Source organism: Diaphorobacter nitroreducens (genome assembly GCF_002214645.1).
In the GTDB taxonomy this organism is placed as follows: domain Bacteria; phylum Pseudomonadota; class Gammaproteobacteria; order Burkholderiales; family Burkholderiaceae_C; genus Diaphorobacter; species Diaphorobacter nitroreducens.
Genome location: NZ_CP016278.1, coordinates 2,953,994 through 2,973,832, shown reverse-complemented (window position 1 = coordinate 2,973,832; position 19,839 = coordinate 2,953,994). Strand labels below are relative to the sequence as shown.

Here is a 19,839-nt window from a genome sequence, read left to right as displayed (position 1 = left end):
CATGTGTCAATACCGCCGGTGGCGGTTTTTCTTAAGCTCGCGCCGCTTCACAACGCCGCACAGGAAGGAAAGACCGCCCATGGCCGCATTGCAATGGTCCGAGGAACTCGCACTGGATCTGCCGCAGATGGACCACACGCACCAGGAATTCGTGGCACTGCTGCAGGCCGTGGAGAGTGCCGATGACGTGGCGCTCATCGGTGCCTGGGAAGACCTGGTGGCGCACACCGACGCCCACTTCGCCCAGGAGGACCGCTGGATGCAGGCCACCCGCTTTGCCGCGGGCAACTGCCACAGCACGCAGCACCAGGTGGTGCTCAAGATCATGCGCGAGGGCACCGACCGCGCGCGCCAGGGCGAGCTGCATGTCCTGCGCGAGATGGCTGCAGAGCTGGCCGTGTGGTTCCCCCAGCATACGGACGCCATGGACGCGTCCCTCGCCCAGCACCTGCGCCGCGTGGGCTTCGACCCCGCCACGGGCAGCGTGCAGACGCCGGGCGCGCTGCCCGACGATCTGATCCACGGCTGCGGTGGGGCCTGCTCTTCGGGTGACGACACACCCGTCCAGCCCGCCGCTGCGGCCTGAACGATCGGCCGGCTGCAGCAGAACTGCAAAACTGGGGCGGAGCGGCGCCGCGCCGGGTGCGCGTGGCGCTTGGCGCTTGGCGACGGGTTGTGCCGGAGTGGCGCGGCGTGGCATCCCCCGCACCCGCCACGGTTGCTGTCGCGTCGCCCTGCTAAGCTTGCTGCGTTTTCACGGCCAGCCGGAGCCCCCATGACGCCGCATGAACCATCCGAAAGCGCGCTCTATCGCACCCTGCTCGAATCCACGCGCGCCATTCCGTGGAAGATCGACTGGGCCACGGCGACCTTTGCCTACATCGGGCCGCAGATCGAGGACCTGCTGGGCTGGGCGCCCACCAGCTGGCGCACCGTGCAGGATTGGGCCGACCGCATGCACCCCGACGACCGGGACCGGGTGGTCAACTTCTGCATTTCGCAGTCCCAGTCGGGCGTGGACCACGAGGCGGACTACCGCGCGCTCACCACAGGCGGGGATTACGTGTGGATCCGCGACGTGGTGCATGTGGTGCGCGACTTGCAGGGCAATGTGGTGTCGCTCGTGGGCTTCATGTTCGACATCACCGAGCGCAAGCAGAACGAGCACCAGCTGCTGCAACTGCAGCAGGAGCTGCAGGAACTGTCATTCCGCGACGGGCTCACGGGCGTGAACAACCGCCGCAAGTTCGACGCGGTGTACGAGCGCGAATGGCAGGAGGCGCAGCGCACCGGCGAGCCGCTGTCGCTGCTGATGTTCGATGTGGATTTCTTCAAGAGCTACAACGACCAGTACGGCCACGTGGAGGGCGACGAGTGCCTGCGGCGCGTGGCCCGCGCGCTGCAGCAGGCCGCCCACCGCCCGCGCGACTGCCTGGCGCGCTACGGGGGCGAGGAGTTCGTGCTGCTACTGCCCGGGGCGGACGCACCATCCGCGCGCGCGGTGGCGCAGCGCTGCATGCAGGAGGTGGCCCACGCCGGTATCGTCCATGCGGCTTCGCCCCTGGGCCAGCAGCTCACGGTGAGCGTGGGCATGGGCACGGCCCTGCCCGGCACGCAGGATGACTCCAAGCGGTTCCTGGAAACGGTGGACCGCTGCCTTTACCGTGCCAAGCACGCGGGGCGCAACCGCATCGAGGCCACGGCCTGACCGCTATGAACGCGCGGCCAGCACCGGGAACAGCTTGCTCAGCCCGTCGGCCATCACCTCCACGGCCAGCGCCGCGAGGATCAGCCCCATGAGCCGCGTCATCACGTTGATGCCCGTCTTGCCGAGCACGCGCTCGATGGGCTCGGCCAGTGCAAAGCACAGCGCCGTGGCCGCGCCCACCACCACGCCGTAGCCCACCAGCGCCAGGTGCTGCCAGATGCTCTGCGCGCGGTCGGCGTAGATCACCACGGTGGACATGGCCGCCGGCCCCGTGAGCAGCGGGATGGTCAGCGGCACCACGGCGATGCTGCTGCCCGCGGCCGCCTTTTCGGCGCCCTGCTCCAGCTCGTGGGTGTGCGGCTTGGCCTCGGCCGGCTGCGCATTGAGCATGTTCATGGCGCTGATCAGCAGCAGCATGCCCCCGCCCACCTGGAAGCTCTGCAGCGAGATGTTGAAGAAGTCCAGGATCTGCAGGCCGACGAGCGCGCAGGCCGCGATCACGCAAAACGCGCTGAACGCCGCCACCTGGACGGTGCGCCGGCGCTGCGCGGCGTTGAAACCGCTGGTGTAGTGGATGAAGAACGGCACGATGGCCAATGGATTCACGATGGCCAGCAGCGTGATGAGCGGCTTCAAGTCCATCAGCGGCCCCCGGCAATGTCCATGAGCGTGGCCGAGGTGTAGCTGGCCGCGTCCGACATCAGCCACACGATGGCCTCGGCCACTTCCTCGGGCGTGCCGCCGCGCCCCATGGGCACCTGGCCTGCCAGGTCGCGCACGCGGTGGGGCAGGCCGCCGCTGGCGTGGATATCGGTGTCGATCAGGCCGGGGCGCACGGCATTCACGCGGATGCCCTCGCCGCCCACCTCGTGCGCCAGGCCTATGGTGAGCGTGTCCAGCGCGCCCTTGGACGCCGCATAGTCCACGTACTGATGGGGCGCACCCAGCCGGGCCGCGATGCTGGACACGTTGACGATGCTGCCGCCGGCGCCGCCATGGCGCGTGCTCATGCGCAGCACCGCCTCGCGCACGCAGTAGAAGGCGCCCAGCACGTTGATGCTGAACATGCGCCGCAGGCGCTCGCCGTGCATCTCGTCCACGCGGGCAGGGCGGTCCACCACGCCCGCGTTGTTCACCAGTGCCGTGAGGCGCCCCAGGCGGTGGTCCACGGTCTCGAACAGAGTCACCACGTCGGCCTCCACCGCCACATCGGCCTGCACGGCGATGGCGCGCCCGCCCGCGGCCTCGATCTGGCGCACCACGCCGTTCGCGGCCTCGGCGTGGCGCAGGTAGTTGATGGCCACGGCCCAGCCGCGCTGCGCGGCCAGTACGGCGGCAGCAGCGCCGATGCCCCGGCTGCCGCCGGTGATCAGAACAATCTTGTCCATGTACGGGTGACTCCTGCAAGAATGGCGCATTGGAACAGGTTTGCGGCGCTGACGCGTATCGTCCACGCGCCTGCATTCCCTTCGCTCAACGCCTCAGGAGACACGACATGGGACAGTGGGTGGACCTTACCGCCAGCGACGGATTCACGGCCCCCGCCTGGGTGGCGCGCACCGACGGCGCGCCGCGCGGCGCGGTGGTGGTGCTGCAGGAGATCTTCGGCGTCAACGCCCACATCCGCGCCGTGACCGACCGGCTGGCCATGCGCGGCTACCTGGCGGTGGCGCCGTCCACCTTCGCGCGGGTGCAAAAGGGCGTGGACCTGGGCTACAGCGATGCCGACATGAAGGTCGGCCGGGCACTCAAGGCCGCCGTGGAGGGGTTGCCCGCGCCGGGCGTGATGCCCGACATCCAGGCCGCCATCGACTATGCCGCGCGGCACAGCGACTGCAAGGTTGGCGTGGTGGGCTTTTGCTGGGGCGGGCTGCTCACCTGGCGCGCGGCTTGCATGCTGCAGGGGCTGTCCGCGGCCGTGCCCTACTACGGCGGCGGCATGACCACGCCCGCCGAGGTGGCGCGCCAGCCGCGCGTGCCGGTGCTGGCGCACTTTGGCGAGCGCGACCAGTGGATCCCGCTGGACAGCGTGCAGGCCTTTGCCCGCGCGCACCCCGAGGCGCAGGTGCACGTGTACGCAGCGGACCACGGCTTCAACTGTGACCAGCGCGCCAGCTACGACGAGGCCGCCGCCATGACCGCGCGCGACCGCACGCTCGCCTTCCTGGCACGGCACGTCGGCTGAAATTCATAGAGAAAATCACTGCTAGCGCCCACCTGGTAAGCGCTAGCAGCTAGATTATTGATAGCGTTTTCGCACCGACATCGCCGCTCAATGCGCACCGGCCGCGGCGTCGGCGCTGCCGCTGGCAGCGCGCGTGGGGTGGGCCAGCCACACCAGCGGGATCAGCAGCAGGAACAGCAGGGCCGAGGCATAGAAGATGTCGTTGGCCGCGAGCATGAAGGCCTGCTGGTTCACCAGCCGCTCCACCTGCGCCAGTGCCTGCTCGGGCGTGAGACCCCCGGCCTGCAGGCCCTGCAGCGCCTGCGTGAAGGGCAGGTGGCCCTGGTGCAGGCCTTCAGTCAGCTGGGCATGGTGCAGGCTGGCGCGCCGCTCCCACAGCGTGGTGGTGACGGACGTACCCACCGCGCCGGCCGTGATGCGCATGAAGTTCGACAGCCCCGAGGCCGCCGGGATGCGGTCGGGCGCAATGCCCGACAGCGTGATCGTGACCAGCGGGATGAAGAAGAACGCCATCGCCACGCCCTGGATGATGGTGGGCACCATGATGGTGGCGAGGTCTGCCTGGGTGTTGAAATTGGAGCGCATCCACAGCACCAGCGCAAACACCAGGAAGGCCAGCGTGGCAAAGCGGCGCGGGTCCACCTTGGCGATGTTCTTGCCCACCAGGGGCGACAGCACCATGGCCAGCAGCCCCACGGGCGCCATCACCTCGCCGGCCTGCGTGGCGGTGTAGCCCATGTACTGCTGCAGCCACAGCGGCAGCAGCACCACGTTGCCGAAGAACAGGCCGTAGCCCACGGAGGTGGCCAGCGCACCGGCCCAGAAATTGCGGATGCGAAACAGCGCCAGGTCCACCACGGGGTGGTCCTCGCCACGCTCCCAGACCACGAAGGCCACCAGGCCCACGAGCGCGACCAGGCCGCAGGCCACCACCCAGGGCGACTCGAACCAGTCGTGCTCCTTGCCGATGTCCAGCATGACCTGCATGGCACCCACCCAGATCACGAGCAGCGCGAGGCCGATGGAGTCGATGGGCAGCGCGCGCCGCTCGGTCTCGCGCTGGTGGAAGATGCCCCAGGTGACCACCACGGCGGCAATGCCCACGGGCACGTTGATGTAGAAGATCCACGGCCAGGTCATGTTGTCGGTGATCCAACCGCCCAGCAGCGGCCCCATGACCGGCGCGATCAGCGTGGTCATGGACCACATGGCCATGGCCAGCCCCGCCAGCGCGCGCGGGTAGCTGGACAGCAGCAGCGACTGCGACAACGGGATCATCGGCCCCGCCACGAAGCCCTGCAGCGCGCGCGCCGCGATCAGCAGCGTCATGTTGGGCGCCAGGCCGCACAGCAACGACGCGATCACGAACAGCGCCACGCTCGCCACGAACAGGCGCACCTGCCCGAAGCGCTGCGACAGCCAACCCGTGAGCGGCACCGCGATGGCATTGGCCACGGCAAAGCTGGTAATCACCCAGGTGCCTTGGGTGGGGCTCACGCCCAGGTCGCCCGCGATGGCGGGCAGGGACACGTTGGCGATCGACGTGTCCAGCACGTTCATGAAGGTGGCCGCCGACAGGGCCAGCGTGCCCCACAGCCGGGCGCTGCCCGTGAGGGGTGGCGGCGGCAGCGGCGGTGTGTGTGCGGGTGCGGTCATGCGCGTCGGCTCAGAGCGTGCCCAGGTTGGCGCGGATGATGCGCGCCACGTCGGCATCGGCACCCTTGTCCAGCGTGTCGTACACGGCCGTGCTGGCCACCGCGTCCTTGCGCGGCGCATCGGCCAGCGCGGGGCCGCTGCGGTCCTGCGTGTCCACGCTCACGTTCATCGACAGGCCCACGCGCAGCGGGTGCTCGGCCAGCTGCCCGGCATCCAGCGCGATGCGCACGGGCACCCGCTGCACCACCTTGATCCAGTTGCCGGTGGCGTTCTGCGCCGGCAGCAGCGCGAAGGCCGCGCCCGTGCCCACGCCCAGCCCGGCCACGGTGCCGGTGTATTCCACCTTCTTGCCGTACAGGTCGGCGACGAGCGTGGCGCGCTGGCCCAGGCGCAGGTTGCGCAGCTGGTTCTCCTTGAAATTGGCGTCCACCCAGACCTCGCGCAGCGGCACGATGGTCATCAGCGGCGTGCCCGCGGCCACGCGCTGGCCCAGTTGCACCGTGCGCCGCGCCACGTAGCCGTCCACGGGTGCGGGCAGGGCGGTGCGGCGATCGGCCAGGTAGGCCTCGCGCACCTTGGCGGCTGCGGCCTGCACGCTGGGGTGCTGCGCCACGGCGACGCCCTGGGTGAGCGACTGGTTGCTGGCGAGCTGCTCGCGCGCGGCGGCCACGCCTGCCTGCGCAGCGGCCAACTGCGTGCGCGCGGTCTGCAGCTGGCTCTGCGCGTGGCGCAGTTCCTCCTGCGAGACGGCGCCCTCGCCGGTCAGGGCCTGGCGGCGGCGCAGGTCGTCCTCGGCGCGCGCGATCTCGGCCTGGGCGCGTGCGGCCTCGGCCTCGCGCAGGCGCACCTGCGCGGCCAGGGCGCTGTTGTTGGCGTACAGCGTGCGTGTCTGCCGCACGGCCTGCGCCAGGTTGGCCTCGGCCTGCTGCAGCGCCACGCGCGCGTCAGCCGGGTCCAACTGCACCAGCGCGGCGCCGGCGCGCACGAAGTCGGTGTCGTCGGCCAGGATGGACATCACCGTGCCGCCGGTCTGCGGCGTGATCTGGATGACGTTGCCCTGCACGTAGGCGTTGTCGGTGTGCTCGTAGTGGCTGGCGACCAGCCAGTCGTACAGGCCCCAGGCGCAGCCGGCGAGCACGACGACGCCGGCCAGGGTGAGCAGCGCCTTGCGGCGGGAAGCCTTCGACGCGGTGGAAGGGGTGGAGGGAGTTGCGGTCATGGTGGACAAGGGCAAAAAAGGGGGAATGGGGGCGAATTCAGCGGGCGGCCGCCACCGTGGGGGCCGCTTGCGGGGCTTGCGCCGTGGGCGGCGGCGTGGCCGCATAGCCGCCGCCCAGGGCGCGCATCACGCCCACCTGGCTGTCCAGCCGCCGCGCGGCCAAGTCCACGGCCAGGCGGCGCTGGGCCAGCACCTGGCTTTCGGCCGACAGCACTTGTAAGTAAGTGCCCAGGCCGGCTTCATAGCGGCGCCGCGCAATGCCATAGGCGGCCTGCGCGGATTCGCCGGCCTGGCGCTGCTCCGCGATCTGCCGTGCGATCGAGCTGCTGCTGGCCAGCTGGTCGGCCGCGTCGCGCACCGCTTCCAGCAGGGCGGCGTTGTAGCTTTCGACGGCGGCGTCCCGGTCGGCCGCCTTCCCGCGCAGGTTGGCGCGCAGGCGGCCGGCATCGAAGATCGGCAGTCGCAGCGCCGGGCCCACGCCCCATTCACGGCTGCCGGCCTCGATGAAACGGTCCAGCCCCACGCTGGCCAGGCCCACGAAGGCGGTCAGGCTCACGTTGGGATAGAACTGCGCCCGCGCCACGCCCATGTCCTGGGTGGCGGCTTCCACGCGCCAGCGCGCGGCCGCCACGTCGGGGCGGCGGCCCAGCAGGTCGGCGGGCACGGCGGCGGGGGTTTCTGAAAAATGGATAGCTGCCAGCGCTTGTGGGGTCAGCGTCTGGGCCGTCTGGGGGTCTGCAATCAGCGCGCCCAGCGCGTTGCGTGCCAGGGCTTCCTGCTCGCGCAGCGCCTCGATCTGCTGGCGCGCTTCGGGCAGGGCGCCTTCGCTTTGGCGCAGCTCCAGCTGGGTGTCCAGTCCGGCCTGCACGCGCCGCTGCACCAGTTGCAGCATTTCGGTGCGCTGCTGCAGCGTGCGCTCGGCCACGGCGCGCTGGGCCTGCAAGCGTGCCAGCTGGAAGTAGCCCTGCGCCACGCGGCTCGCGAGCAGCAGGCGCGCGGCCTCGGCGTCGGCGCGCGCGGCCTGGGCCTCGCCCAGTGCGGCGGCGAGGGCGGCACGGTGTTTGCCGAAGAAGTCCAGCTCCCAGCTGCCCGACAGGCGGGCGGTTTCCACGCTACGAATGGCGCCGGCCTGGCCGGGGGGGTAGGGTCCGTTGGCGCTGTAGCGCTGGCGCGTGGCGTCCAGGCTGCCGTTGACCTGCGGGCTCTGGGCCGCGCGGGCGGTGTCGGCAAAGGCCTCGGCGCGCGCGATGCGGGCGGCGGCCTGCTGCAGCCCGGGGTTGCCTTGCAAGGCCTGGGTGATGAGCGCATCCAGCTGCGCATCGCCAAAGCTGCGCCACCAGTCGGCGGAGACCGCAGTCTGCGGCTGCACAGCAGCATCTGCGCCGGATGAGGGCGCAGTGGCCAGGCCCAGGGAGGCAGGGTCGCGCATCCGGGCGTGGGAGTCGATACCCGCCATGTCGGCGCAGCCCGACAGCAGAGGCAGGGCCAGCAGCGCGATGGCCAGCGTGGCGCCATACAGCAGCGCACTGCCGCGGGGCGCGGTTGGAGGAATAAGCGCCGGGGCGCTGGAGGGTGAGAGGTGGTTTTTCATGTTGTGGTCTCTCGGCAAAGGGCAAACGGGGCGGGCTGCAAGGCCCAGGCGCTGGCGCCTATGGCCCGCCTTCTGGAGGGCGTACGTTGGCGTAGATGCGTTTCAGGAAGTCGCGCAACTGCGCCTCTTCCTCGGCGGAGAAGCCCTGCAGCAGTTGGTCCTGCACCTCGCCCAGGAGGGCGGGCAGCTGGGCGGCGACGGCCTGGCCCTCTGGCGTGAGCGCGACATGCACCACGCGACGGTCTTCCTGCGATCGCTCGCGCTGGCACAGGCCCTTGGCCTCCAGCCGGTCCAGCAGGCGCGTGAGGCCGCCCGCGTCCAGGTGGCACATGCGCGCCAGGGCCGCGGCGGTGCCGGGCGGGTCCAGCAGCAGGCGGAGCAGGGGTTTCCACTGCGCATCGGTCAGGCCCAGGGGCTCCATACGGCGCTCCACCTCATACCCCAGCAGGGTGGTGATGCGCCGCATCTGAAAGCCGATGCTGCGCTCGATCTCGAACGGCACCGGCAACTCCGGGTCGGACAGCGGGCAGGCGGCATCCGCCGACAGGGGGGGCGGAATGGAAGGTGAATTCATGCCGTGACAATAGTTGACTGATCAATCATTGTCAAAGCAGTAAAACAAAACCCTGCTGGAAGCCGGGACGCCGTGGCCGTGCAGCCGCGCGTGCGGCGAAGGGGTCAGCCCTGGCCGGTGCGTGCCAGGTAGCGCTTGCGCCAGAAGAACAGCGTGAGGCCGACGGCCGTGGCGGTCATGCTGCCCATGGCCCACCAGAAGCCGTCCTGCTTGTGCACCAAGGGGATGAACTCGAAGTTCATGCCGAAGATGCCGGCGATCAGGTTCAGCGGCAGGAACACGGCGGTGAGCGCCGTGAGCGTGCGCATGATGTCGTTGGTGCGGTTGCTCTGCGCCGAGAAGTGCATCTGCACCGTGGCCTCGGTGCTTTGCTCCAGCCGGCGCACGTGGTGCACCACGCGCTCGATGTGCTCCAGCACGTCGCGGCTGCGCACCTTGAGCAGGTCCAGCTCGCGCAGGGCCGCCGGCGTGTCCGACGAGGGGGCCCAGGTCTCCAGCACCGCGCACCAGGCCTGCACGGCGGCACGCTGGTCTTCGCAGATCTCGTCGAGCTGGTGCAGGGTCAGGCGCGCGTCCATCAGGGCGCGCCAGTTGTTGAAGCGCGTGCGCGGCTGCAGCAGCTCGGCCTGCCAGTGGTCAAGCTGGCGCGACAGCTCGCGGCGCAGGTCCAGGTAGTTGTCCACGATCTGGTTGACCATGCGCAGCATCAGGTCGGCCGGGCTGGCGGGCAGGCGCGTGCCGGCCACAGGGCCGGTGCGCAGTTCGCGCACCACGGCTTCGGCGGGCGTGGCGGGCAGCGCGTTGCCGTTGGGCGCCTCGGGCGGGGGCGTCGTCGTCGGAGCCGGCGGGGTGATCAGGCGCGCCGCGTAGGCATCGCGCACGGAGCAGTCGGCCGGGTGCACCGACAGCAGCACCTGGTCGAACACCGCGAAGCCCACGGGGCTGGTGTCGATGCGCCGCAGTACGGGCGGGCCGCCGCGCGCCGCCGCCGGCATGAGCGGGGCGGCCGCGGGGGCGAGCGATGCGCTCAGGCGGCGCACCACCAGCATGTCGTACTGCGAGGTGTAGTCGTAATGCGAGGGCAGCTGGGTGTTGAGCAGGTCGGACACGTGCAGGTCCACCAGCTGCTGGCCCGTGAGCGCCTGCAGCACGCCCTGCAGGCGCGGCAGTTCGGTGCTGAACGCCGCACGTGTGCAGGCGATCCAGTAAAAGCCCCGCGCGGGCGGCTGGGTGGGCAGCTCGGGCAGTTCCCGCGCTTGGGCGCCGGGCTGGAGGTGGAAGATGCGGATCGCCTGCGGGGTTAGGGTCAAATCGGCCTCCAACGCTTATGGTGCAAGCGCAAGCAGCTATTATTTTGCGAGCAAACGCGCGGCGTCCAGCGCGAAGTAGGTCAGCACGCCGTCGGCACCCGCGCGCTTGAAGGCCAGCAGCGACTCCATCATCACCTTGTCGTGGTCCAGCCAGCCGTTGGCGGCGGCGGCCTTGAGCATGGCGTACTCGCCGCTGACCTGGTAGGCGAAGGTGGGCACTTTGAACTCGTCCTTCACGCGGCGCACCACGTCCAGGTAGGGCATGCCGGGCTTGACCATGACCATGTCGGCGCCCTCGGCCAGGTCCAGCGCCACCTCGCGCAGGGCCTCGTCGGTGTTGGCCGGGTCCATCTGGTAGACGTTCTTGTTGCTGCGCCCCAGGTTGGCGGCCGAGCCCACCGCGTCGCGGAACGGGCCGTAGAAGGCGCTGGCGTACTTGGCGCTGTAGGCCATGATGCGGGTGTAGATCTGGCCGTGGGCCTCCAGCGCCTCGCGGATGGCGCCGATGCGCCCGTCCATCATGTCGCTGGGCGCGACCATGTCCACGCCGGCCTGGGCATGGGTCAGGGCCTGGCCTACCAGCAGTTCCACGGTCTCATCGTTCAGGATGTAGCCGGTGTCGTCCAGCAGGCCGTCCTGGCCGTGGCTGGTGTAGGGGTCCAGCGCCACGTCGGTCATCACGCCCAAGTCGGGAAACTCGGCCTTGAGCTTGCGCACCACGCGCGGGATCAGGCCGTCGGGGTTGAGCGCCTCCTTGCCATCGGGCGTCTTGAGCGCCGCATCGATCGACGGAAACAGCGCGAGCACCGGGATGCCAAGCTTCACGCACTCTTCAGCCACGGGCAACAGCAGGTCCAGGCTCAGGCGCTCCACTCCGGGCATGGACGCCACGGGTACGCGCAGGTTGGAGCCCTCGTGCACGAACACCGGGTAGATGAAGTCGTGCGGCGTGAGCACGGTCTCACGCACCAGGTTGCGGGTGAATGCATCGCGGCGCAGGCGGCGCGGGCGATTGGCGGGAAAGGGGGTGGGGCTGGACAGATGCATGGCGTCGATTGTCCTTCACTCCCATGCCGGGCTCCACCCCTGCGCTCATCCTTGCGCGGGCCTGCCCGTGGCCGCTGGTGGTAGCCTGTGCCGCATGCCATCTCGCCAGGAGTGCGCCATTACCACCGCAGCACAGGAGCACCGCTGGAACCAGCGGTACATGCAAACCGCAGTGACGCGGCCCTATTGGCGCGTGTGGACCTACGAAACGCCCGCGGTGGTGCTGGGCTGCTCGCAGCGCGCCTATCTGGACGGGGCACGCGCGCGCCTGGCGCCCGGCATGGAGTTGTTGCAGCGCCCCTCGGGCGGCGGTGCGGTGCTGTGCGGCCCGTGGATGGTGAGTTGTTCGGTGGTGCTGCCGCCATCGCACCCCTGGGTGCAGGGCCGCCTGCCCGACAGCTACCAGGGGCTGGGCCAACTGCATGCGCAGGTGCTGGCCCCGTGGGGCGTGGCGGCGCGGGCGTTGCCGCCCGATCAGGTCGCCGCTGCCAACGCCCTCGGCGGGCCGGTGGTGCCCTGGGCCTGCTACGGCAGCCTTGCACCGTGGGAGGTGGTGGATGCCGCCGGCCGCAAGCTGGTCGGCTTGGCCCAGCGGCGCCAGCGCGCCGGCGTGCTGCTGGTGGCGGGCACCCTGGTCACGCCCCCGGACTGGGCGCTGCTGTGCCAGGCGCTGGACCAGCAGGGCGACGAAGCTGCACTGCGCGCGCGCACCGTTTCGTGCGCCGAACTCAGTGCCCGTGCGCCGGATGCGCAGCAGATGGCCAGCGCCTTGCGCGTGGCACTGACACAGACGCTGGGTGAAGAAGCGGGCGACGGCGCGGGCGAGGCGGCGGACGACCCCGCGCGCCAGGCAACGGCGCCGAACCGTCCCTAGCGGACGCTCCATCTTGCGCACCCTGGCGGTGGGTGCTAGATTGGCCCCGGGCGGCCCCTCCGCCCCCCGCTTCACCTCCCTGAGCGGGCCCCGCTGCCTGCGACGCGGCGGGGTTTTCCGCCCGGATTTCCGGGCATTTTTTTGCCTCATGGCGGTTCCGCGTCCCGGCCGGGTAATGCAGCGCCAGCACCGCCACGTACACTGCGCCGATGCTCTGGGTCAAAGCCTTTCACATCGTTTTCGTCGCCAGCTGGTTTGCTGGCTTGTTCTACCTGCCGCGCATCTTCGTCAACCTGGCCATGGTGGCGCCCGGGTCGGTGGCCGAGCGTGAGCGCCTGCTGCTCATGGCGCGCAAGCTGCTGCGCTTCACCACGCTGCTGTCGGTCCCCGCCATCGCGCTGGGCTTGTGGCTGTGGCTGGGCTACGGCATCGGCAAGGGGCCGGGCAACGGCTGGCTGCACGCCAAACTGGCCGTGGTGCTGCTGGTGGTGGGCTACCACCACGCCTGCGCCGTACTGCTGCGCAGGCTGGCTTCAAACGCGGACCAGCACAGCCACCGCTGGTTCCGCTGGTTCAACGAGGTGCCGGTGCTGCTGCTGCTGGTCGCCGTGGTGTTGGTGGTCGTCAAGCCGTTCTGAGATGCACCGGCTGCAGCGTTGCCCGGCTTCGTTTCCTCGCAATGGGGGCGGCGCGTGGCGGGCGGCAGCGGCCACGGCGCGAGGTGATTGAGAGGGCATGCACAAGACGTCCGCCTGGCCTCTGGCGCTCATCTACGCGGCGCTGATCGTCTTCGCCAGCCTGTTCCCGTTCGACGGGTGGCGCGAGCAGGGAATCTCGCCCTGGGTGTTCTTCTCGGCGCGCATCCCGCCGCCGTACTGGACCTGGTTCGACGTCAACATGAACATCGCGGGCTATGCCCCGCTGGGGTTCCTGCTGGCCCTGGCGGGCCTGCGCTCTGGCTGGCCGCGCGCGGCCGTGCCGTTGGCGGCACTGGCGGGTGCGCTGCTGTCGCTGGGCATGGAATACCTGCAGATCTTCCTGCCGCGGCGGGTGCCGTCCAACATGGACTTCGCGCTCAACGCGACCGGTGCGCTGCTGGGAGCGTTGGCGGCCGCGCTGCTGGAGCGCTTCGGGGCCATTGCGCGCTGGAGCCGCTTTCGCGAGCGCTGGTTCGTTCCGCATGCGCGCGGCGCGCTGGTGCTACTGGCGCTGTGGCCCTGGGCCCTGCTGTTCCCGGCGGCGCTGCCCTTTGGCCTGGGGCAGATGTGGGAGCGGCTGGAGGCCGCGCTCATCGACGCGCTGCAGGACACGCCGTTTCTGCAGTGGCTGCCCGTGCGCGAGGCGCCGCTGGAGCCCCTGTCGCCGGGCGCCGAGCTCATGGCCGTCGCGCTGGGGCTGCTGATCCCCTGCCTGCTGGGCTACTGCGTCATGCGCCATGCGGGGCGCCGCATGGCCTTCGCACTGGCGACGGCCGCCGTGGGCGTGGGCGTGACGGCGCTGTCGTCGCTGTTGAGTTACGGGCCCACGCACGCCTGGGAGTGGCTCACGCTGCCGGCCCGCATGGGCGTGCTCGTTGCCCTGGGGGCGGCCCTGGCGATGGCGGCCGTGCCGCGGCGCGGCTGCGCGGCGTTGCTGCTGCTGGCGCTGATGCTGCACCTGAACCTGCTCAACCAGGCGCCCACCAGCGCCTACTTCGCACAGACGCTGCAGGCCTGGGAGCAGGGGCGCTTCATCCGCTTCTACGGCCTGGGGCAGTGGCTGGGCTGGCTCTGGCCCTATGGGGCACTCGTCTATGTGGTATTGCGGGTGTCGCGCCGCGATGGCGACTCCTAGAATCGTGCCATGAGCGACACCACCCCCCAGTACTACCAGCGCCACATCTTCTTTTGCCTGAACGAGCGCACGAACGGCGAGAACTGCTGCGCCCACCATGGCGCCCAGCAGGCGTTTGACCGCTGCAAGATGCTGGTCAAGCAGCAGGGCCTGATGGGCCCCGGCAAGGTGCGCGTGAACAAGGCGGGCTGCCTGGACCGCTGCGCCGGCGGCCCCATCGCCGTGGTCTATCCCGAAGGGACTTGGTACACCTACGTGGATGAGAGCGACATCGACGAGATCGTGGAGTCGCACCTCAAGAACGGCGTGGTGGTCGAGCGTTTGCTCACGCCGCCGGAACTTGGCCGCTGATTTGCGCTCACTATCCTCTTTGTAGTGTTTTGGGCTCCAGCGCTTTCCCATCCAGCGCGGGCAGCTCTTGATTGAATAGCAACGTGAATGCCCAGACCGAACGCCTGACCCTCACGGGCGCCGCGGGTGCCATCGAAGCCGCGCGCGATGCCGCGGCCGACGGCGTACCGCCGCGCGGCGTGGCGGTGATCGCCCATCCCCACCCGCTCTTCGGCGGCACCATGGACAACAAGGTGGTGCAGACCCTGGCGCGCGCCTTCGTGGCCTGCGGCTGGACGGCCGTGCGCTTCAACTTCCGCGGCGTCGGCGGTACCGCTGGCGTGCATGATGAAGGGCGCGGTGAGCTGGAGGATCTGCTGGCCGTCGTCCGCCAGGTGGCGACCGAGGGGCCTGGCGCCGTGCCGATTGCCCTCGCGGGTTTCTCCTTCGGCGCCTTCGTCACCAGCCACGCGCTGGCGCGCCTGTGGGGTGAGCGTGCGGTGGAGCGTGCCGTGCTCGTGGGCACGGCGGCCAGCCGTTTCAAGGTGGCCGACGTACCCGCCGAGGCCCATCTGCGCACCCTGGTCGTGCACGGCGAAGCCGATGACACCGTGCCCCTGTCCGCTGTGATGGATTGGGCGCGCCCGCAGACACTGCCGGTTACGGTTGTGCCTGGGGGCGGTCATTTCTTTCACGGACAATTGCCGCTGCTCAAGGGCCTGGTCATGCGCCACCTGCAATCCGCGCCCTGACGGCGCGGCACCATTTCTCTTGTGCCGGCCATGCGGTCGGCCCGTTTCTTCTCCCGTCTCCCGAGTGCCTGTTCCCACCATGAAGTCTCTTTTGTCCTCCCTGCGAACCTTTGCCTGCGCCGCCCTGATGGCCCCCGCCATCCTCTGGGCGCAGGTGCCCCAACCGCCGGAGATCGCCGCCCGCAATTACATGCTGGTGGACGTGACGGCCGGCCAGGTGCTGGCGACCAAGGACATCGACGCGCCGGTGGAGCAGGCTTCGCTGACCAAGCTCATGACGGGCTATCTGGTCTTTGACGCACTGCGCGCCAAGAAGATCACGCTGGAGCAGCGCCTGCCGGTGAGCGAGCGTGCTTGGAAGATGCCGGGTTCGCGCATGTTCATCGATCCCAAGATGCAGGTTCCGGTGGACGACCTGCTCAAGGGCATGATCGTGCAGTCGGGTAACGACGCCACCGTGGCCCTGGCCGAAGGTGTGGGCGGTACGGTGGAAAACTTCGTGCGCCTGATGAACGAGCAGGCCAAGGCGCTGGGCATGACGAACACCGCCTACAAGAACCCCGAGGGGTTGACGGAGCCCGGCCACACTACCACCGCGCGCGACCTGGCCACGCTGGCCACCCGGCTGATGCAGGACTTCCCCGAGTACATGCACTACTACTCGACCAAGCAGTACCGCTACGAGGGCACGCCCGCCTCCAACAGCAACAACCGCAACATGCTGCTGTTCCGCGATCCATCGGTGGACGGCCTGAAGACCGGCCACACCGCCGCCGCGGGCTATTGCCTGGTCGCCACGTCCAAGCGCGAGTTTCCCAATGTGGGGCAGCGCCGCCTGCTGTCCATCGTGCTGGGGGCCGCGAGTGAAAACGCCCGCGCCAACGAGAGCCAGAAGCTGCTGAACTGGGGCTACACGGCGTTTGATTCGGTGAAGCTGTTCGACGCTGGCCAGGCTGCCGCCACGCCCGCCGTGTGGAAGGGCACGCAGAGCACCCTCAAGATCGGCCGCCCCGAAGCCATCGTGATCACCGTGCCTTCGGGCAGCGCGGGCAAGGTCACGACCGAGATCGTGCGCAAGGACCCGCTGGTCGCGCCCTTCACCAAGGGACAGGCCATCGGCACGCTGAAGGTGAAGTTGGGTGAGCAGCAGGTGGCCGAGGTGCCCCTGGTGGCGCTGGAGGATGTGGCACAGGCCGGCATCTTCGGCCGTGCCTGGGACGCCATTCGCCTCTGGATCAAGTAATCGCCACGCTTTGGAGGCGGCTCAGCCGGGGGTTCATCGTCCCCGGATTGCCTGTCCGCTTCCAAACTGGTACATTAGAAGGCTTTTCGGAATTTCCGAAGGGTTTCACGTTTTCGCTTTTTATAGCAATTCACGTTTAGGGACGTATTAATGCCAACCATTAACCAACTCGTGCGTCAGGGCCGCACGGTCGAAGTTGTCAAATCCAAAAGCCCTGCTATGGAAAACTGCCCCCAGCGCCGTGGCGTGTGCACCCGTGTGTACACCACGACGCCGAAGAAGCCTAACTCCGCTCTGCGTAAGGTCGCCAAGGTGCGCCTGACCAACGGTTTCGAGGTGATCTCCTATATCGGCGGTGAAGGCCACAACCTGCAAGAGCACAGCGTGGTGCTGGTGCGCGGCGGTCGTGTGAAGGACTTGCCCGGTGTGCGTTACCACATCGTGCGCGGTTCGCTTGACCTGCAAGGCGTCAAGGATCGCAAGCAGGCCCGCTCCAAGTACGGCGCGAAGAAGCCCAAGGCCAAGTAAGCCCTGGACCTTTCGGTCTGAGATTTTTCGGTGCTGTTCCCGCGTGGCGCGGTGACACAGCGTAGTGACCCTAAACGCAGGTGTTCTGCGCGGGTCGAGTAAGTGGGAGTCCTGAATGGCTCTCGCGGTGCCGGGAACGGTGCCAACTGAAGCAAAGATAGAGGTAAAAAATGCCACGTCGTCGCGAAGTCCCCAAACGTGAAATCCTGCCGGATCCCAAGTTCGGCAATGTCGAGCTGTCCAAATTCATGAACGTGATCATGGAAGGCGGCAAGAAAGCAGTTGCAGAGCGCATCATTTATGGCGCCCTGGATCTGATCTCCCAGAAGCAGCCTGAAAAGGATGCTCTGGAAGTGTTCGTCACGGCCATCAACAACGTGAAGCCGATGGTCGAAGTGAAGTCCCGCCGTGTGGGCGGTGCCAACTACCAGGTGCCCGTGGAAGTGCGTCCCGTGCGCCGTCTGGCCCTGTCGATGCGCTGGATCAAGGAAGCCGCCCGCAAGCGCGGCGAGAAGTCCATGGCCCAACGCCTGGCCAACGAGCTGATGGAAGCCACCGAAGGCCGTGGTGGCGCCATGAAGCGTCGTGACGAAGTGCACCGCATGGCCGAAGCCAACAAGGCCTTCAGCCACTTCCGCTTCTAAACCAGACGGAAGTCATCAAGGGTTCATCTCTGATCACGATAAAGGCCGCAGGCGTGCACAAGCGCGCTGCGGCCTTGTGTTGATGGAGGCCCTTAAGACAATAGTCGCGCGCAGCGTGCGGCTCCGAAACCCAAGCGATCAACCAAGGATTCATCATGGCTCGCAAAACACCCCTTGAGCGCTACCGCAATATCGGTATCTCCGCACACATCGACGCTGGCAAAACCACGACGTCCGAGCGTATCCTGTTCTACACGGGCGTGACCCACAAGCTGGGCGAAGTGCACGACGGCGCAGCCACCACCGACTGGATGGAGCAAGAGCAAGAGCGCGGCATCACGATCACCTCGTCCGCCGTGACCTGCTTCTGGAAGGGCATGGACCTGTCCCGCCCTGAGCACCGCATCAACATCATCGACACCCCCGGCCACGTGGACTTCACCATCGAGGTGGAGCGTTCCATGCGCGTGCTGGACGGCGCCGTTATGGTGTACTGCGCCGTGGGTGGCGTGCAGCCCCAGTCCGAGACTGTGTGGCGCCAAGCCAATAAGCACAAGGTGCCCCGCCTGGCCTTCGTGAACAAGATGGACCGTACCGGCGCCAACTTCTTCAAGGTCTATGACCAGATGAAGCTGCGCCTGAAGGCCAACCCTGTGCCCATCGTGGTGCCGATCGGTGCGGAAGACAACTTCCAGGGCGTGGTCGACCTGCTGAAGATGAAGGCCATCATCTGGGACGAGGCCTCGCAAGGCATGAAGTTCGAATACGGCGAGATCCCCGCCGAGCTCGTCGACACCTGCAAGAAGTGGCGCGAGAACATGGTGGAAGCCGCCGCCGAAGCCAGCGAAGAGCTGATGAACAAGTACCTGGAAGAGGGTGACCTGTCCGAGGCCGAGATCATCGGCGGCCTGCGCCAGCGCACCATCGCCACGGAAATCCAGCCCATGCTGTGCGGCTCCGCGTTCAAGAACAAGGGCGTGCAGCGCATGCTCGACGCCGTGCTGGATCTGCTGCCCTCGCCCGTGGACATCCCCGACGTGGCCGGCACCGATCCCGACGACGAAGAGAAGAAGCTGTCGCGCAAGGCCGACGACAACGAGAAATTCTCGGCCCTGGCATTCAAGCTGATGACCGACCCGTTCGTGGGCCAGCTGACTTTCGTGCGCGTGTACTCGGGCGTCCTGACCAAGGGTGACACCGTGTTCAACGCCGTGAAGGGCAAGAAGGAGCGTATCGGCCGTATCGTGCAGATGCACGCCAACGAACGCCAGGAAATCGAGGAAATTCGCGCTGGCGACATCGCTGCCTGCGTGGGCCTGAAGGACGTGACCACCGGCGACACGCTGTGCGATATCGAATCGCCCATCGTGCTGGAAAAAATGGTGTTCCCCGAGCCCGTGATCGCACAGGCCGTGGAGCCCAAGTCCAAGGCTGACCAGGAAAAGATGGGTATTGCCCTGTCGCGCCTGGCCTCCGAAGACCCGTCGTTCCGCGTGCGCACCGACGAAGAATCGGGCCAGACCATCATCGCCGGCATGGGCGAGCTGCACCTGGAAATCATCGTGGACCGCATGAAGCGCGAGTTCAACGTGGAAGCCAACGTGGGCAAGCCCCAGGTGGCCTACCGCGAAACCGTGCGCAAGACCGTCACCGACGTGGACGGCAAGTTCGTGCGCCAATCCGGTGGTAAGGGTCAGTACGGCCACGTGGTGTTCACGCTGGAGCCGCAAGAAGCCGGCAAGGGCTTCGAGTTCGTCGACGAAATCAAGGGCGGTGTGGTTCCTCGCGAATACATCCCTGCGGTGGAGAAGGGCGTGATCGAAGCGCTGACCTCCGGCGTGCTGGCGGGTTACCCCGTGGTGGACGTCAAGGTGCGCCTGACCTTCGGTTCGTACCACGACGTGGACTCGTCCGAGCAGGCGTTCAAGATGGCCGCCATCTTCGGCTTCAAGGAAGCGGCTCGCAAGGCCAACCCCGTCATCCTCGAGCCCATGATGGCCGTGGAAGTCGAGACGCCCGAGGATTACGCCGGTACCGTGATGGGTGACCTGTCCAGCCGTCGTGGCATGGTGCAGGGCATGGACGACATGGTCGGCGGCGGCAAGGCCATCAAGGCCGAAGTCCCGCTGTCCGAGATGTTCGGCTACGCCACGCAACTGCGCTCCATGACGCAAGGTCGCGCGACGTACACGATGGAGTTCAAGCACTACGCCGAAGCACCGCGCAACGTGTCCGAAGCCATCGTTGCGGCCCGCGCCAAGTAAGCCGGGCATATAAGCAAAAAGAGCTGCTAACGCTTGTCCATCAAGCGCAGGCAGCTCCTGTTTTCTAGCAAGTTTCTTGCA

Annotated in this window: 20 protein-coding genes; 12 read left to right on the top strand and 8 right to left on the bottom strand. The window is 68.2% G+C overall.

All coding sequences use genetic code 11. The annotated features are described in order from the left end of the window. Positions 1-79: 79 nt before the first annotated feature. Together BA022_RS13980 and BA022_RS13975 are read left to right on the top strand one after the other, a co-directional pair. Positions 80-586, top strand: coding sequence for a hemerythrin domain-containing protein (locus BA022_RS13980; protein WP_088887845.1), 507 nt, complete (start codon positions 80-82; stop codon positions 584-586). Positions 587-775: 189 nt separating this feature from the next. After that, positions 776-1,708: a GGDEF domain-containing protein gene (locus BA022_RS13975; RefSeq protein ID WP_088887844.1), complete on the top strand. Its 933-nt coding sequence runs from the start codon at positions 776-778 to the stop codon at positions 1,706-1,708. 3 nt (positions 1,709-1,711) lie between these two features. Here the strand turns inward: BA022_RS13975 and BA022_RS13970 are convergent, their stop codons facing one another. Together BA022_RS13970 and BA022_RS13965 are read right to left on the bottom strand one after the other, a co-directional pair. Continuing rightward, complete coding sequence (locus tag BA022_RS13970; RefSeq protein ID WP_011803724.1) at positions 1,712-2,350, bottom strand: MarC family protein; 639 nt, start codon at positions 2,348-2,350, stop codon at positions 1,712-1,714. Beyond that, positions 2,350-3,096: an SDR family oxidoreductase gene (locus BA022_RS13965; RefSeq protein WP_088887843.1), complete on the bottom strand. Its 747-nt coding sequence runs from the start codon at positions 3,094-3,096 to the stop codon at positions 2,350-2,352. The genes BA022_RS13970 and BA022_RS13965 overlap by 1 nt, the downstream gene beginning before the upstream one ends. A 107-nt stretch (positions 3,097-3,203) precedes the next feature. Between BA022_RS13965 and BA022_RS13960 the strand changes: the two genes are divergently transcribed. Next, positions 3,204-3,893: a dienelactone hydrolase family protein gene (locus BA022_RS13960; protein ID WP_047350403.1), complete on the top strand. Its 690-nt coding sequence runs from the start codon at positions 3,204-3,206 to the stop codon at positions 3,891-3,893. Positions 3,894-3,980: 87 nt separating this feature from the next. Here the strand turns inward: BA022_RS13960 and BA022_RS13955 are convergent, their stop codons facing one another. From BA022_RS13955 to hemB, 6 genes are all read right to left on the bottom strand, one after another. Beyond that, positions 3,981-5,549, bottom strand: coding sequence for a DHA2 family efflux MFS transporter permease subunit (locus BA022_RS13955; protein WP_088887842.1), 1,569 nt, complete (start codon positions 5,547-5,549; stop codon positions 3,981-3,983). Between the two features lie 10 nt (positions 5,550-5,559). Next, the gene (locus tag BA022_RS13950) at positions 5,560-6,768 is read right to left on the bottom strand and encodes an HlyD/EmrA/EmrK family protein (protein ID WP_088887841.1); all 1,209 of its coding nucleotides are present in this window, start codon (positions 6,766-6,768) and stop codon (positions 5,560-5,562) included. 37 nt (positions 6,769-6,805) lie between these two features. Further along, positions 6,806-8,359, bottom strand: coding sequence for an efflux transporter outer membrane subunit (locus BA022_RS13945; protein ID WP_088887840.1), 1,554 nt, complete (start codon positions 8,357-8,359; stop codon positions 6,806-6,808). 58 nt (positions 8,360-8,417) lie between these two features. Next, positions 8,418-8,933 carry a MarR family winged helix-turn-helix transcriptional regulator gene (locus BA022_RS13940; protein ID WP_088887839.1) on the bottom strand — a complete coding sequence of 172 codons (516 nt, stop codon included), beginning with the start codon at positions 8,931-8,933 and terminating at the stop codon, positions 8,418-8,420. A 104-nt stretch (positions 8,934-9,037) separates the two neighbouring features. Further along, on the bottom strand, positions 9,038-10,243 hold the full coding sequence (locus BA022_RS13935; protein WP_088888624.1) for a magnesium transporter CorA family protein: 1,206 nt from the start codon (positions 10,241-10,243) through the stop codon (positions 9,038-9,040). A 39-nt stretch (positions 10,244-10,282) separates the two neighbouring features. Continuing rightward, positions 10,283-11,290, bottom strand: coding sequence for a porphobilinogen synthase (gene hemB / locus BA022_RS13930; protein ID WP_011803732.1), 1,008 nt, complete (start codon positions 11,288-11,290; stop codon positions 10,283-10,285). A gap of 94 nt (positions 11,291-11,384) precedes the next feature. Between hemB and BA022_RS13925 the strand changes: the two genes are divergently transcribed. The 9 genes from BA022_RS13925 to fusA all read left to right on the top strand — a co-directional run bounded on the left by BA022_RS13925 (position 11,385) and on the right by fusA (position 19,758). Then, positions 11,385-12,164, top strand: a complete 780-nt coding sequence (locus BA022_RS13925; RefSeq protein WP_228403609.1) for a lipoate--protein ligase family protein — start codon at positions 11,385-11,387, stop codon at positions 12,162-12,164. Positions 12,165-12,373: 209 nt separating this feature from the next. Continuing rightward, a complete protein-coding gene (locus BA022_RS13920; protein WP_011803734.1) occupies positions 12,374-12,802 on the top strand; it encodes a CopD family protein in 429 nt (142 codons plus the stop codon). A gap of 97 nt (positions 12,803-12,899) precedes the next feature. After that, positions 12,900-13,997, top strand: a complete 1,098-nt coding sequence (locus BA022_RS13915; protein WP_088887837.1) for a VanZ family protein — start codon at positions 12,900-12,902, stop codon at positions 13,995-13,997. Between the two features lie 9 nt (positions 13,998-14,006). Next, a complete protein-coding gene (locus BA022_RS13910; protein ID WP_011803736.1) occupies positions 14,007-14,348 on the top strand; it encodes a (2Fe-2S) ferredoxin domain-containing protein in 342 nt (113 codons plus the stop codon). A gap of 83 nt (positions 14,349-14,431) precedes the next feature. Next, on the top strand, positions 14,432-15,079 hold the full coding sequence (locus BA022_RS13905) for an alpha/beta hydrolase (RefSeq protein WP_088887836.1): 648 nt from the start codon (positions 14,432-14,434) through the stop codon (positions 15,077-15,079). Positions 15,080-15,158: 79 nt separating this feature from the next. Further along, the gene (locus BA022_RS13900) at positions 15,159-16,322 is read left to right on the top strand and encodes a D-alanyl-D-alanine carboxypeptidase family protein (protein ID WP_012655359.1); all 1,164 of its coding nucleotides are present in this window, start codon (positions 15,159-15,161) and stop codon (positions 16,320-16,322) included. A 150-nt stretch (positions 16,323-16,472) separates the two neighbouring features. Continuing rightward, the gene (gene rpsL, locus BA022_RS13895; RefSeq protein ID WP_003059441.1) at positions 16,473-16,850 is read left to right on the top strand and encodes a 30S ribosomal protein S12; all 378 of its coding nucleotides are present in this window, start codon (positions 16,473-16,475) and stop codon (positions 16,848-16,850) included. Between the two features lie 170 nt (positions 16,851-17,020). After that, entirely contained in the window at positions 17,021-17,494 is a 474-nt protein-coding gene (gene rpsG / locus BA022_RS13890) for a 30S ribosomal protein S7 (protein WP_011803739.1), read from the top strand. 155 nt (positions 17,495-17,649) lie between these two features. Next, positions 17,650-19,758, top strand: coding sequence for an elongation factor G (fusA, locus tag BA022_RS13885; RefSeq protein ID WP_088887835.1), 2,109 nt, complete (start codon positions 17,650-17,652; stop codon positions 19,756-19,758). Positions 19,759-19,839 lie beyond the last annotated feature (81 nt).

Bases quoted from the DNA above. Each gene is read 5' to 3' on its own strand.
- BA022_RS13925 (WP_228403609.1), top strand. From the start codon at position 11,385: ATGCCATCTCGCCAGGAGTGCGCCATTACCACCGCAGCACAGGAGCAC.
- hemB (WP_011803732.1), bottom strand. From the start codon at position 11,290: ATGCATCTGTCCAGCCCCACCCCCTTTCCCGCCAATCGCCCGCGCCGC.
- fusA (WP_088887835.1), top strand. From the start codon at position 17,650: ATGGCTCGCAAAACACCCCTTGAGCGCTACCGCAATATCGGTATCTCC.
- BA022_RS13980 (WP_088887845.1), top strand. From the start codon at position 80: ATGGCCGCATTGCAATGGTCCGAGGAACTCGCACTGGATCTGCCGCAG.
- BA022_RS13915 (WP_088887837.1), top strand. From the start codon at position 12,900: ATGCACAAGACGTCCGCCTGGCCTCTGGCGCTCATCTACGCGGCGCTG.
- BA022_RS13960 (WP_047350403.1), top strand. From the start codon at position 3,204: ATGGGACAGTGGGTGGACCTTACCGCCAGCGACGGATTCACGGCCCCC.
- BA022_RS13970 (WP_011803724.1), bottom strand. From the start codon at position 2,350: ATGGACTTGAAGCCGCTCATCACGCTGCTGGCCATCGTGAATCCATTG.
- BA022_RS13910 (WP_011803736.1), top strand. From the start codon at position 14,007: ATGAGCGACACCACCCCCCAGTACTACCAGCGCCACATCTTCTTTTGC.
- BA022_RS13940 (WP_088887839.1), bottom strand. From the start codon at position 8,933: ATGAATTCACCTTCCATTCCGCCCCCCCTGTCGGCGGATGCCGCCTGC.
- rpsL (WP_003059441.1), top strand. From the start codon at position 16,473: ATGCCAACCATTAACCAACTCGTGCGTCAGGGCCGCACGGTCGAAGTT.
- BA022_RS13975 (WP_088887844.1), top strand. From the start codon at position 776: ATGACGCCGCATGAACCATCCGAAAGCGCGCTCTATCGCACCCTGCTC.
- BA022_RS13945 (WP_088887840.1), bottom strand. From the start codon at position 8,359: ATGAAAAACCACCTCTCACCCTCCAGCGCCCCGGCGCTTATTCCTCCA.
- BA022_RS13920 (WP_011803734.1), top strand. From the start codon at position 12,374: ATGCTCTGGGTCAAAGCCTTTCACATCGTTTTCGTCGCCAGCTGGTTT.
- BA022_RS13955 (WP_088887842.1), bottom strand. From the start codon at position 5,549: ATGACCGCACCCGCACACACACCGCCGCTGCCGCCGCCACCCCTCACG.
- BA022_RS13900 (WP_012655359.1), top strand. From the start codon at position 15,159: ATGAAGTCTCTTTTGTCCTCCCTGCGAACCTTTGCCTGCGCCGCCCTG.
- BA022_RS13965 (WP_088887843.1), bottom strand. From the start codon at position 3,096: ATGGACAAGATTGTTCTGATCACCGGCGGCAGCCGGGGCATCGGCGCT.
- rpsG (WP_011803739.1), top strand. From the start codon at position 17,021: ATGCCACGTCGTCGCGAAGTCCCCAAACGTGAAATCCTGCCGGATCCC.
- BA022_RS13950 (WP_088887841.1), bottom strand. From the start codon at position 6,768: ATGACCGCAACTCCCTCCACCCCTTCCACCGCGTCGAAGGCTTCCCGC.